The organism is Roseomonas fluvialis (assembly GCF_022846615.1).
Classification (GTDB): Bacteria; Pseudomonadota; Alphaproteobacteria; order Acetobacterales; family Acetobacteraceae; genus Neoroseomonas; species Neoroseomonas fluvialis.
This window is the reverse complement of sequence record NZ_AP025637.1, coordinates 5,056,280-5,068,784: the sequence shown is the minus strand read 5'-3', so window position 1 is coordinate 5,068,784 and position 12,505 is coordinate 5,056,280. Positions and strand designations below refer to the sequence as shown.

Below are 12,505 nucleotides of genomic sequence, written 5' to 3'. Positions count from 1 at the left end.
ATGGCGGCCATGGCCACCTCCCGCCCGCTGACCGTCTCCGTGCTGGGCACGACGCAGACCCTCTCCTGGGCGTCGTCCTACTATATCCCGGCCATCCTGGCGGCGCCGATCGCGGCAGAATTCGGTGTCTCCCGCGCCACCATCTTCGGCGTCTTCTCCGGGGCGCTGCTGCTGACCGCCTTCCTCGGACCGATGGCGGGGCGCGCGATCGACCGGCGTGGCGGGCGGGACGTGCTGGCGGTGTCCAACATCGTCTTCGCCGTCGGGCTGCTGATGATGGGGCTGTCACCCGGGCCCGTCGTGTTCGGGCTGGCCTGGGCCGTGATGGGCGTGGCGATGGCGATGGGCTTGTATGACGCCGCCTTCGCGACGCTCGCCGGGCTCTATGGCAAGGAAGCGCGCAACAGCATCACGGGCATCACGCTGATCGCCGGCTTCGCCAGCACGGTGGGCTGGCCGGCCACGGCGCTGATGGAGGCGGAATGGGGCTGGCGCGGGGCCTGCCTCGGGTGGGCAGCGCTGCATGTCGTGCTGGGGTTGCCATTGAACCGCCTGCTGGTGCCGCGCGCGCCGCCGCCGGAGCGTGCCTCCGCCGCGGCGGGCGATGCCGGGCCGCCGCCGCGCATGCGCGACATGGCGCTGATCGCCTTCGTGCTCGCGACGGCGGGCTTCAGCGCGGCCGCACTGGGTGCGCATCTGCCCGGACTGCTTCAGGCGGCGGGGGCCACGGCGGTGGCGGCGGTGGCGGCTGGCGCGCTGCTCGGCCCGGCGCAGGTGGCGGCGCGCATCCTGGAATTCACCTTCCTGCGCAAGGTCTCGCCACTGGTCTCGGCACGCATCGCGGCGTCGTTGCACCCCATCGCGGTGGTGGTGCTGCTGGCGGGCGGCGCGCCGATGGCGGCGGTCTTCGTGCTGATCCATGGCGCGGGGAACGGGATGCTGACCATCACGCGCGGCACGCTGCCGCTCGCGGTGTTCGGACCGGTCGGCTATGGGCAGCGGCAGGGCTTCATCACCGCACCGGCGCGCGCGGCGCAGGCGCTGGCCCCCTTCGGCTTCGGGCTGCTGGTGGATGCGGTGGGGGCACAGGCGCTGTGGCTGACGGCGGGGCTGGGCGCGGTGGCGGTGGCGGCGCTGTTCGCGCTGCGCATGCCAGCACGCTGAGCGTCGACGGTGGATTCCGCCACCGGCCCGCGCCTGCTTTCTGTCGTCATGCATCCCGCGACGGCGCGCCTGCTGCCATCCCGCCACGGCGCGCCTGCGGCTACCAAGCGAGGGCGCGCCTGCGGCCGCCACGCGAGGGCGCGCCTGCGGCGCGACGGTAGCCGGGTGGGTCGCGGTCCGATGCAGGCGGGCAGGCAGGCGCTACCGGGGCAGTGTCTCGACGAAATACTCGTAGTTGTCGGCGTTCTCGGCGGCGCGCGCCGGGCTTTCCTTCGCCAGGGTCAGCGCGCCGGTCGGGCGATAGGCGTGGTCGCGCGTATTCGCCGCCAGGTGCGATGCCTCGTGGATCAGGATGCCCCAGCGGCTGTCGGTGCCTTCCATCCGCGCGCGAAAGAAGGGCGGGCACAGGCCCATCACCATGCTGCGTTCATTGGCATAGGCGAAACGCCCGCCGGGGCAGCCGGGCGGGTCGTTGCAGCGGATCTCGACCCCCGTCATGTCCTGCAGCCGCGCCGCGGTCAGTTCGAGCGTGATGCGGATGGTCTTGCGCGGCGCATCGCCGAACCAGCGGCGGACATGCGGGTGGTCGGGTTCGTCGCGCACCAGGCGGATGGCGTCCTGGATGCGGGTGCGTGCGGTGGCCAGGGCCTCTTCGATCAGCGGCTGGTGGTGCTGGGCGTCGCAGGCCGGGCCGGCGATGTCGGCGGGGCCGCGCTCCAGCGGCGGCGGCTTGTCGCGCGGCGCCTCGACGACCAGGACCTGGCGGTTGGGTTCGAGCGCGGGGGGCTTGTCGGTTGGCAGCGTGACGGTGGGCGGCGGCGCGTCCGGCAGTGGTGCCTGGGCCGCAGCCGGCAGGACGAACAAGGCCACCGCCGCGGCAAGAAGCCAAGCGTGGGGGCGCGGAGCCGGCTGGGTCAGGCGCATGGTGTCGCACCGAAGCACGCCGTGGCCCGCACCGCCACGAAGCCCTTCATGGTCGCGCGCCGCACCGCGGCGCATCGGGCCGGCCGGCGTGCCCCGCCTGTCCTCACCGCCGCGGCAACGTCTCGATGAACAGCATGTAGTTGTCGGCATTCTCCAGCGCGCGCGCCGGGTCGGTCCGCGCCAGCGCCAGCGCGGCCGCGCGGCCATAGACGTGGTCCTTCGTCGCAGCGGCGAAATGCGTCGCCTCGTGCACCAGGATGCCCCAGCGCGTGCCGGTCCCCTCCATGCCGGCGCGGAAGAAGGCGGGGCACACGCCCAGCACCTGCCCTTCGTCGAGCCGATAGGACGCGGCGGGGCGCCCCTGCGCATCGACCAGCGTGCGCGTCAGGTACTGGGCATAGGCGGTGACCGCGCCGACGCAGCGCGACGTGTCGTTGCAGTGCAGCTCAACGCCGGCGGTGCTCGACAGCCGCGTGCCGGTGCGCTGGAGCACGTTCATCACCATGGTGCGCGACGCCGTGCCGAACCACATCCGGACATGCGGATGGTCCGGCTCCTCGGCGAGCATGCGGACGCCGGCCGTGATCCTGCTGCGCGCCTGCACCAGGGCGGCGGTGATGGCCGCCACCTGCTGGGGGGTGCACGCGGTGCCCGCCGCGTTCGGCTGCGCCGCGCGGGGTGCCGCCGCCGGCTGCGGTGGCGCGGTGTCCGGCGCGCCGCCGCCCGGGGGCGCCATGTCCATGGGGGTGATGACCCGCGGCAGCCCGCGCCCCTGAGGCGCCGGGTCGAGCGGCGAGAGCACCTGCGGCATGCGCGGCTGCGGCGTTGACTTGTCCGGCCCCGGCTGCGCCAGCGCCGGCGGCGCCATGACCAGCAGCGCCGCCAAAAACGCCAGCCGCCGCGCGGATGCCGGCGCGCGCGTCACGTCCCGTCCCGCGGCCCCGCCGCCACCGCGGCCAGCCCGGCCTCGTCCAGCACGAACAGGAAGGCTTTCTCGGTGTCGTAGGCGACCAGGTTCGCTGCCCGCCAGGCATTCAGGATCGAGATGATGCTTCGCGTGGTCGCCCCCAGCAGGTCCGCGAGGTCGCCCTGCCGGAACCGTGCCGCGAGCCGCGTGCCCTTCTCGGTCTTCACACTGTCGGCCTTGAGCAGATACATCACCTGCCGCGCGAGCCGCACTTCCAGCGGTGCGAAGGTGGCGTCCTGCAGCAGGCCGAAGGTGCGCCGCAGCCGCACCGAAAGCAGCCGCGCCAGCGCCAGGCCCAGTGCCGGTTCCGTCTCCGCGGTCTCCAGGAAGACGGGGGCGGCGATGCGCACGAGCTTCACCTCCCCGATCACCACCGCATCGGCGCTGCGGGTCGCGCCATCCAGCACGCCGATCTCGCCGAACACATCGCCGGCGCGGAATACCTCGACCATCAGGCGCTTGGCCGCGTTGTCGGGGGCGCCCACGCGCACGCGCCCGCGGCCTTCGAGCACGGCATACACCGCATCGGGCGGGTCGCCCTGGGAGAACAGCGGCGCGCCATCGGGCGGGGCGACGCGGCGCGCGCCGTCGGCCAGGCGCGCCAGCGCGGGTGCGGGCAGGTCCTTCAACAGCGCGATGCGGCCGAGTTCCTCGGCCAGGCGCGTATCGCTCATGCCAGTTCCTCCTCGGCGCCGGACCGGCGCAGCGCGTACAGGGGCAGGGACCCGAACCCCTTCGCGGTCGGGATTCGTCCGGCATAGTCGCAAGCGAGGCCCGCGCCATGCGGCAGCAACGCGACCTCGCAGGCAAAGGCCTCGGTGGCGAAGATCCGCCCGGGGGGGGTGACGGGCTCGATGCGCGCGGCGCGCGTCATGGCACGGCCGGAGAACTTGTCGGCGCGCTGCACCGCATCGTGCACCGGCAGCAGCGGCCCGAAGTCGATCGCGAAGCGGGGGTGGATCGGCGGGTCCTGTGCCGCCAGCGCGGTGCGCATGTCGAAGGCGCAGGCGGCGGCGGCGGCGACGTCGTCGAAGGTGATCTGCACCGCATCGCCCCAGGCGTTGCGATAGGTGGCGGGATGCCGGTCGAGCGCCGCGCCCATCGCCGCCAGCGGGCCTTCGTAGAAGGTGGCGAGCCCGGCATCGTCCAGCGCGCTGAAGCGCGGCAGGTCCCCGAACAGCACCGCCATGGCGCGGCGGCGCGCCGCCGGCAGGCCGTTTCCGCTGCCATTGCGCGGCCAGGGCCAGGGGATGTGCAGCGACCGCCCGCCGGCCGCGGTCCAGGATCCAACATCCGCACCGGTGCCCGCCGCGCCGCGTGCCGGCTGGCCGTCCCAGGACGCGACCTGCACAGCCGGCCCGTCGCGATGGCGCGCGTGCAGGCGCGCCAGGCCCATGGCGCGGCGCCCGGCCAGGGCCAGGTGCAGGTCGTCGTCGGGGAAGGGGCGTTCGTCGAGCTGAATGACGCGCACCCGCGGCAGCAGGGCGCGGAAGCGCGCCACCCAGCGTTCGCCGGCGGGGGCGACGGAATCGGCCTCGTAGGTCTCGGGATCGCAGGGCAGCACGGCGGTGGGGCTGATGCCCGCGCGCAGCAGCGCCTCCGCCGCCAGGATATCGAAGCCGGCGGCGAGCCCGCCGAAGGCCGCGCCGACATTCTCCTCGGCGATGCGGGCGTCCAGCATGGCGGCGATGGACGCCTCGAGCCCCGGGTCGTCCTGGCCGGGCTTCGGCATGTGGCCGGTGTAGTGCAGCACGGCCGGCACCCGCAGCGCATCGACGAAGCCAGGGGCGAGGCCGAGGGCGGCGGCCTCGCGCCGCATCTGGCGCCGGGTGGTGGCGCGGGCCGAGATGTCGGCGCCGGCGCGCGATTCCGCTTCCTCGAGGGCGCGGCGGGATTCGAGCACGCGGCCGGCCAGCAGCAGCGCCTCGGCCTGGGTTGCGGCCGACCAATAGTCACCGGCGTCGCGGTGGCTCTCGAGCACCTGGCGGGCGACCTCGGCCGCGCCCGGCGCGTCGCCGCCCAGCAGGCGCAACGCGGCGGCGTTCACGCCGTGCCAGCCGGCGCCGTGGATGCGCCATAGGGCGGCATAGCGCTGCGCGGCCTCGGCCAGCAGCGGGCCGCGCACCGCGGCGGGCTGTTCGAAGGCGCGGTCCTTGATGAGGCGGGCGCCGAGGGTTGCGATCTCGGGGTCCGGCTCGGCGTCCAGGCGCAGCCGGTGGAACAGGTCGAGCGCCATGGCCGTGGCCCCGGCGCGCGCAATGGTCAGCGTGGCGCGATAGCGCAGCGCGGCATCGTCGGGATGCTCGGCCAGCGCTGCCATGGCCCTGTCATGGGCGGAAAACAGGAGGCCCTCGGCCTCCAGCGCCAGGACCTCCGCGAGCGGGTCGGACATCGGGCCTCGGCGCGGAATTGGAATGGCATCCTAGGGGGGACGTCACCGCGCGGCAACGTGGCGCGTCGGTGGGCGGCCGGCGTGGTTTCCCTGCCAGTGGGGATGGCTGACCGGCACCCGACCCCTCCGTTGCGTGCGCTGACGCATGGCGCACCCGCCCGGCCTGTGCGAGAACGCAACCGTCCCGGACGACGCCATGCCTCACGATGTCTTCCTCAGCTACGCGTCAGCCGACCGCGCCGCCGCGGATGCGGTCTGCGCGGCGCTGGAAGCGCGCGGCATTCGCTGCTGGATCGCCCCGCGCGACGTGCCGGCTGGCGCCGACTGGGGCGAGGCGATCCTGACCGCGATCGGCCGGGCGCATGCCATGGTGCTGGTGCTGTCGCGGCACACCGCGGGCTCCGTGCATGTCAGGAACGAGGTGGTGACGGCGGTCTCGCAGTCCCTCGCGCTGGTGCCGGTGCGGATCGAGGATTGCCAGCCGGGCGGTGCGCTGCGGCTGCACCTCGCGGGGTCGCACTGGCTGAACGTGTTCCCCCCGCCGATCGACCAGCACGCCGATGTGCTGGCGGCCGGCGTGCGGATCGCTCTTGCGGCCGATGCCACGATCGAGATTCCGCGCGCCCAGGCAGCTGCCATGGTGGCCGCGGCCCGCGCGGCCGCCCCGCGGCAGGATGGCGCGCCGCCGCGGCCCGATTCCGCCGCACCGGCCAGGCCCGCCGCACCGCGTCCGCCCGCGGGCGCCGCCCAGGCGCCCCGCGCCGACGGGGCGAAGGCCGCGCCCGCGCCGCATCTGCCGGCGCCGCGCCGTGGCCTGGGTATTGCGGTGGTGGCGGGGGTGGTGGCTGTGCTGGGCGCGGCGGTGGCCGCCGCCTGGTACTTCGAGCCGCAGATCAAGGCGCTGTTCGGGTCGGATGCGCGCGGCGCGACCGGTGCCGTGGCGGCAGCGGTCGTTGCCGCGGAGCCCACGCGGCCCGCCAGCCCGGCGCCACAGGCCGCCGTTGCCGCCGCGCCGCCACCGCCGGCTGGCGGGTTGGCCGGCACGGCGGGGCCGCTCGCGGGGCTGGCGCCCGTGCCCTTGCCGCTGCCCCCGGCCCCGGCACCCTTCGCCGGCGTGGAACCGCCCTCGGCGCCGCGCAGCATGACGCAGGCGCCGCCGCCCCGGCCGCAGCCGGCCGCGCGCGTGCTGAACGTCGCGAGCGAGACCATCACCCAGGTCTTCGTCGCCCGCCTGGACGAGGGCGTGGGGCGGGAGGACTGGCTCGGCCAGGCGCAACTCACGCCGGGCAACGCCGTGCTGTTGCGCGCTCCGGCCGGGCAGGGTTGTCTGTTCAACATTCGCGTCGTCTATGTTGGCGGCAGGACCGAGGATCGTCCGGGGGTTGACCTGTGCGCCGCACCCGATTTGCGTTTCGAGGGAAGCAAAGGCGCCGCTGGGTCGCCGTCGCGCTAGGCCTGCTGGCGGCGCCTGCAGTTGCGCAGGACCCGCGGCCACGCCCCTTCATGCTGATGAATGGCGGCGCAGCACCGGTGGTGGCGCTGGAACTCTCGCCGAGCGGGCAGGCGCGCTTCGGGACATCGCTGCTCGGGCGCGTGGAACTGCCGCCGGGCAGCGCGCTGCATCTCACACCGCCGGCCGGTACGCCCTGCCTGAACGACCTGCGCATCCGCTGGGCCGATGGGCGCGTCGAGGATCGCGCGCGCGAGGATTTGTGCCAGGCGCAGCGCATGATCCGCCTGACACCGTGAAGGACACGCCCCGATGACGACCGACTGGACCACCCGTGCGGGTACGCGCTTCACCACCGCGAAGCGCCCGGCCATGGGCACGCGCGGGATGGTCGTGACGAATCATCCGCTGGCCTCTGCCGCGGGGGCGGAGATGCTGGCGGAAGGCGGCAACGCCTTCGACGGCGCGATCGCCGCGCTGTTCGCGCTGAGTGTGGTCGAACCCATGATGGTCGGGCTGCTGGGGGGCGGGACGGCGCATCTGCGCCTGGCCGACGGCACGCACACCATCATCGATGGGATGGCGCGCTGCGCCGCCGCGGCGCGGCCAGACATGTTCACCCCCGCGCAGCCGGGCAACCCGCGCAACCTGGAAGCGGTGGGGCGAGTGAACGCGGTGGGTGGGCTTTCGGTGGCGACACCGGGCAACCTCAAGGCGTGGTGCGAGATCCTGGCGCGGTTCGGGTCCCTGCCGCTGGCCGATGTGATGGCGCCGGCGATCCGCCATGCCGAGCGCGGTTACCGCGCCACGCCGTATCTGGCGGAATGCGCGGCGGAGGCGGCGCCGGACATGGCGCGGGACCCGGCGATCGCGGCGATCTACCTGCCCGGCGGCGTGCCGCTGAAGGCCGGGCATCGCGTCGTGCAGGGGGATTACGCGCAGACGTTGAAGCTGGTGGCGCGCGAGGGTGCCGCGGCGATCGACGGCGCGCTGGGCGATGCGGTGGCGGCGGGCATCGCGCGCGCAGGCGGCATCGTGACAGCGGCTGACCTGCGCGACTACGCCACCATCGAACGCGCGCCGCTGCGCGGGCCGTATCGCGATGTCGAGGTGGTGCTGCCGCCGCCACCGGCGTCCTCCGGCGTGCATGTGCTGCAGATGCTGAACATCCTGTCGGGGTGGGACCTGCGCGCGCTGGGCTTCGGGTCGGCCGATTCGCTTCACCTGCTGGCGGAGGCGCTGAAGATGGCCTTCGCGGACCGGGCGGTGGCCTCGGGCGATCCGGCCTTCGTGGATGTGCCGGTGGAGCGGCTGATCTCGGCAGCGTATGGCGCCGAGCGGCGGGCGCTGATCGACATGGCGCGGGCGCAGGACTGGTCGGCGGGGATCGCCGGTGCCGAGAGCCCGAACACCACGCACATCACGGTCGCGGATGGCGAGGGGCGGATCGCCTGCATGACGCAGACGATCAATTCCACCTTCGGCGCGCGCTTCATCGTGCATGGCACGGGGATGATCCCGAACAACTACCTGGCGACTTTCGACCCGCGCCCGGGCCGTGCGCTGTCGATCGCGCCCGGCAAGCGGGTGACGACCTCGATGGCGCCGATGATCGTGCTGCGCGGTGGGAAGCCGGCCTATGCGCTGGGCATGCCTGGCGGCCTGAGGATTTTCGGGTGCGTCATGCAGGGCATGCTGAACCTGGTGGACCACGGCATGTCGCTGCAGGAGGCAGTGGAGGCGCCGCGCCTGTGGACGCAGGGCGATGCCGTGGAGGTCGAGCCCGCCTTCGGCGAGGATGTCCGCGCCGCACTGGAATCGCGCGGTCATGTGTTGGCGCGGATGCCGCACATTGGCGGCGGCATGTGTGCCATTCGCTTCGACGATGACGGTGCGATGGAGGGTGCCGCCTGCTGGCGTGCCGACGGCACCGCGGTCGGCGTCGGCGGCGGCCTTGCCCGCGCCGGCGTCCGCTTTTGGCCCGACGCGCGCTGAGGTTTCGGCGGTCCAGGGGGCACTGCCCCCTGGCGGGGGGGATCAGAACTTCGCCACGACCCTGAGCCCGACCAGCGTCGCATTCGGCAATGGTTCGGTGGCGCTGCGCCGTTCATCCGGCTGCCGCGCCGCGGGGTTGACCAGGACCTGCACCAGCGGGCGGAGGTAGAGCCTGTCCTCGATCACCGCCGCGTCGTAGTTGAGCTCGATCATCGTCTCGTAGCGGCGTGTCGGCGTGGGTGAGCCGAAGGCGCCGAGGTCGCGGTCGTAGCCGCGGGCCGAGGCGCCGACCTGCGCGCGCGAGATGCCGAGCACCGCCGTGTCGTTCGCGCGCCCGAGCGGCCCGCGCCAGACCATCCCGCCATCGACCTGCCAGGCCACGGCGTTGCGGTCCTGCGGCTGCGCGAAGCCGCGCGCGAACAGCGCAAGGCTTTGCGTCTCCGCGCGCCAGAGAACCGCCTCGGCCGCCGCGTAGGCGCCGTGGTTGTTGCCGTAGCGCCGCGGTACGCCTGAGGAGGCAGGGTCGGCGAGGGGAAGTCCGGTGGTGTCGTAGCGTTGCGAATCGAAGCTGGCATTGTGGTACCAGGCACCGAGCTTCACGACCCAGGGGCGCGGCGCGTCCGCTTCGGGCGGTGCGGCGCCGACCACGCCCTCGGCGATCATGAAGGCGCCGCCGCTGAAGCTGAAGGTGGTGCCGTAGCGGTTGTGGCGCTGCGGATCGGTATCCGCGCCGTAGCGCCCCCCCGGATTGCCGGAATACAGGCCGAGGCGCAGGCCGTGATGCGTGTCCGGCTCGCCCAGCGTGAGGCGGATGCCGGGTGTGGCGAGCGGATAGGCCGGCCCGCCCGCGGGCAAGGTGCTGGCGAGGGCCACCGGCCAGCCGAAGGTCCCGGAGACCAGCGTGCGCGCGCCATCGAGCGTGGCGAATTCCATGTCGGCCGCGAGCTGGCCGACGCGCAGCGACCCCCACGCCCCGAGTGAGCGTTCGAGCCAGAATTCGAACAGGCGGATGGTGGAGAGCGCCTCGATATTGCTGGCTGGCGCAAGGCCGCCGGTCAGGGTCGCGGTGGCTTGGCGGCCATAGATGGCGATGACCGAGGCGCGGCCGCGCCAGCCCTCGAGACCGGCCAGGCGTTCGAAATCTGCATCGAGGTCGGACCAGACCTGGCCGATGGCCGCGACTCCGCTGCGCACGCCGCCGCGCAGGTTGGCGATGGAATCGAGCGTGGCCTCGGTGGAGAGGCACAGGCCGGGGGCGAGGGCGACGCCCTCGGCGCAGGCGGGTGCGTCCTCGGCCGAGGCGGGATGCAGGGCGAGGGCGAGCAGCAGAGCGATGGCTGCTCCGGGCAGGCTGGGGCGCATGGGGCAGCATATCCCAGGATGGCTTGAGGGCACGCTAACCGGAGAAGCCCCGGCATCAGATCGCACCATGTTCAATGAAATGTAGCTGATACTCCTAAACTGACGGGGACCGGGCCGCCCTGCGCGACCGCTGCCACGTGCCCTTCTATCGCACGCCCGGCAGTGCGATGCGCACGCGCAGCCCCGGCGCCGCGTCCTCCAGCGTGATGGTCATGCCATGCAACTCAGCGACCGCACGCACCAACGCCAGGCCGAGCCCGCTGCCCGGCGTGGAGCGTGCCGCGTCCAGCCGGCCGAAGCGGCGGAAGGCGCGTTCGTGCTGGTCGGCCGGGATGCCCGGGCCGTCGTCGGTGATGGTGAGTCCCGCCGCGCCGACCGCGAGCAGGATGTGCCCGCCGTTGCGGCCATGGCGCACCGCGTTCTCCGCCAGGTTCGCCAGCATTTGGGTCAGCAGTGCAGGGTCGCCGGTCATGGTGATGCCAGGCGCGATATCGGTGGCAAAGATCTGGCCGCGATCCTCCGCGGCAGGGGCAAAGACCTCGGCGACCGAGGTGGCGATCGCGGAGAGATCCACGCGGGTGAAGCCCGCCCGCTGCGTGCCGGATTCGACCTGCGCGATGCGCAACAGCGCGGCGAAGATGTCGAGCAGCGCATCGGCTTCCTGCTGCGCCGCGGCGATGGCCTCGCCGGTGGGCGCGACGGCGGCGGCATCGAGGCGCGTGCGGAGTCGCGTCAACGGCGTGCGCAGGTCGTGCGCGATATCATCCGTCACGCCACGTAGCGCCGTCATCAGCGATTGCAGGCGGTCGAGCGTGGCGTTGATGCGCGCGGCCAGGCGGTCGAATTCGTCGCCGCCGCGCCCGACCGCCAGGCGCCGGTCGAGGTCGCCGCCCTGCACGGCGGCGAGTGCCGCATCCATCGCCGCGGCGCGGCGCGCGACGGACCGCCCGATCAGCAAGCCACCGCCCAGGCCGAGCAGCAGCATCGCAGCGCCGACCCAGCCTGCGACCGAGACCAGGCGCTGTTCCAGCGCGCGCACCGAGGAAAGGTCGCGCCCCACCACCAGCGCGCCGCCGCCGGGCAGCGGCGCGGCCAGCATCAGCACCGGCGCCTCGGCGCCTTGTGGCAGGCGGATGGTGCCCTCGCGCCAGCCGGGGTCGCGCGGCACGCCCGAGAGATTGCCCGCGATGCGCTGCCCGTCCGGCCCCGCCAGCAGATAGAATTCCGCGCCGGTGCGGTCGGCGGCCATGCGGGCTTCGATCGACAGGGCGATGCCGCGCGGCCCGGACAGCGCGCCGGACTGCAGCAGCACGCCCATGCCGCGCTCGATCTCCTGCGCCGCCTGGCGGGCGCCGAAGCCGACCGTGGCCCACCAGGCGCCGCCGCCGACCAGGAGGGTGCCGGCGATGGTCAGCAGCAGGTGCAGCAGCGTGACGCGGAACGCGGTGGTGCGCGCGAAGGCCCAGCGTGGTTCAGCCATCGGCACGCACGACGTAGCCGGCGCCGCGGATGGTATGGATCAGATCGCGGTCGAAGCCGCGGTCCACCTTGGCGCGCAGCCGGCTGATGTGGGTTTCCACCACGCTGGTCTTGGGGTCGAAGTGGAAGTCCCACACGCCTTCCAGCAGCATGGTCCGCGTCACCACTTGGCCCTCGCGGCGCATCAGGTATTCGAGCAGGCGGAACTCGCGCGGCTGCAGGTCGATGCGCTTCCCGGCGCGGGTGACGATGCGACGGATCAGGTCCATCTCGAGGTCGCCCACGCGCAGCACCGTCAGTTCCTGCTGCAAGGGCGGGCGGCGCGCCAGGGCATTGATGCGCGCCAGCAGCTCGGCGAAGGCGAAGGGCTTGGCCAGGTAGTCGTCGCCGCCGGCCTCCAGCCCTTCCACGCGATCACCCACGCCGGCACGCGCCGTCAGGAAGATGGCCGGTGTGGCGATGCCCGCCGCGCGCACCGCGCGCACCATCGACAGGCCATCGAGCTTGGGGAGCATGCGGTCCACCACCATCACGTCGTGCCCGCCGCCGGTGGCGTGGAACAGCCCGTCCTGGCCGTCAGCCGCGCGGTCGACGACATGGCCGGCTTCCTCGAGCCCGCGCACGATATAGGCGGCGGTCTCGGCATCATCCTCCACGACCAGGATTCGCAAGCGGGCCTCCAGGGCGACAGTCCGGTGCAGGGGGCCTGCGCCTTCTGGCGCAGTCCGCAACGGCGCTCAGCATACGGATCGGTAAGCGCGGCGACAGGGGG

11 protein-coding genes are annotated in these 12,505 nt (G+C 73.5%); 4 read left to right on the top strand and 7 right to left on the bottom strand.

Going from position 1 to position 12,505, the window contains the following annotated elements:
• Positions 1-9 precede the first annotated feature (9 nt).
• Positions 10-1,164 carry an MFS transporter gene (locus tag MWM08_RS24305; protein ID WP_244457043.1) on the top strand — a complete coding sequence of 385 codons (1,155 nt, stop codon included), beginning with the start codon at positions 10-12 and terminating at the stop codon, positions 1,162-1,164.
• A 201-nt stretch (positions 1,165-1,365) separates the two neighbouring features.
• On the opposite strand, the gene MWM08_RS24300 is transcribed toward MWM08_RS24305, so the two are convergent.
• The 4 genes from MWM08_RS24300 to MWM08_RS24285 form a co-directional block, all read right to left on the bottom strand.
• Positions 1,366-2,034, bottom strand: coding sequence for a M35 family metalloendopeptidase (locus MWM08_RS24300; RefSeq protein ID WP_244457042.1), 669 nt, complete (start codon positions 2,032-2,034; stop codon positions 1,366-1,368).
• Positions 2,035-2,191: 157 nt separating this feature from the next.
• Positions 2,192-3,013: a M35 family metallo-endopeptidase gene (locus MWM08_RS24295; RefSeq protein ID WP_244457041.1), complete on the bottom strand. Its 822-nt coding sequence runs from the start codon at positions 3,011-3,013 to the stop codon at positions 2,192-2,194.
• Positions 3,010-3,729: a Crp/Fnr family transcriptional regulator gene (locus MWM08_RS24290; protein WP_244457040.1), complete on the bottom strand. Its 720-nt coding sequence runs from the start codon at positions 3,727-3,729 to the stop codon at positions 3,010-3,012. The genes MWM08_RS24295 and MWM08_RS24290 overlap by 4 nt, the downstream gene beginning before the upstream one ends.
• The gene (locus tag MWM08_RS24285) at positions 3,726-5,447 is read right to left on the bottom strand and encodes a tetratricopeptide repeat-containing protein (RefSeq protein ID WP_244457039.1); all 1,722 of its coding nucleotides are present in this window, start codon (positions 5,445-5,447) and stop codon (positions 3,726-3,728) included. Before MWM08_RS24285 ends, MWM08_RS24290 begins: the two co-directional genes overlap by 4 nt.
• A 196-nt stretch (positions 5,448-5,643) precedes the next feature.
• Here MWM08_RS24285 and MWM08_RS24280 point away from each other — a divergent pair, with 196 nt between their 5' ends.
• From MWM08_RS24280 to ggt, 3 genes are read left to right on the top strand one after another with little or no spacing between them, the layout of a single operon-like run.
• The gene (locus tag MWM08_RS24280; protein ID WP_244457038.1) at positions 5,644-6,900 is read left to right on the top strand and encodes a toll/interleukin-1 receptor domain-containing protein; all 1,257 of its coding nucleotides are present in this window, start codon (positions 5,644-5,646) and stop codon (positions 6,898-6,900) included.
• 50 nt (positions 6,901-6,950) lie between these two features.
• Positions 6,951-7,196 carry a hypothetical protein gene (locus tag MWM08_RS24275; protein WP_244457037.1) on the top strand — a complete coding sequence of 82 codons (246 nt, stop codon included), beginning with the start codon at positions 6,951-6,953 and terminating at the stop codon, positions 7,194-7,196.
• Positions 7,197-7,209: 13 nt separating this feature from the next.
• Positions 7,210-8,892 carry a gamma-glutamyltransferase gene (gene ggt, locus MWM08_RS24270; RefSeq protein WP_244457036.1) on the top strand — a complete coding sequence of 561 codons (1,683 nt, stop codon included), beginning with the start codon at positions 7,210-7,212 and terminating at the stop codon, positions 8,890-8,892.
• A 42-nt stretch (positions 8,893-8,934) separates the two neighbouring features.
• Here ggt and MWM08_RS24265 read toward each other — a convergent pair whose 3' ends face one another.
• From MWM08_RS24265 to MWM08_RS24255, 3 genes are all read right to left on the bottom strand, one after another.
• Positions 8,935-10,254 (bottom strand): carbohydrate porin, encoded by a 1,320-nt coding sequence (locus tag MWM08_RS24265; protein ID WP_244457035.1) that lies wholly within the window; start codon positions 10,252-10,254, stop codon positions 8,935-8,937.
• Positions 10,255-10,399: 145 nt separating this feature from the next.
• Positions 10,400-11,734: a sensor histidine kinase gene (locus MWM08_RS24260; protein WP_244457034.1), complete on the bottom strand. Its 1,335-nt coding sequence runs from the start codon at positions 11,732-11,734 to the stop codon at positions 10,400-10,402.
• The gene (locus MWM08_RS24255; RefSeq protein WP_244457033.1) at positions 11,727-12,404 is read right to left on the bottom strand and encodes a winged helix-turn-helix domain-containing protein; all 678 of its coding nucleotides are present in this window, start codon (positions 12,402-12,404) and stop codon (positions 11,727-11,729) included. Before MWM08_RS24255 ends, MWM08_RS24260 begins: the two co-directional genes overlap by 8 nt.
• Positions 12,405-12,505 lie beyond the last annotated feature (101 nt).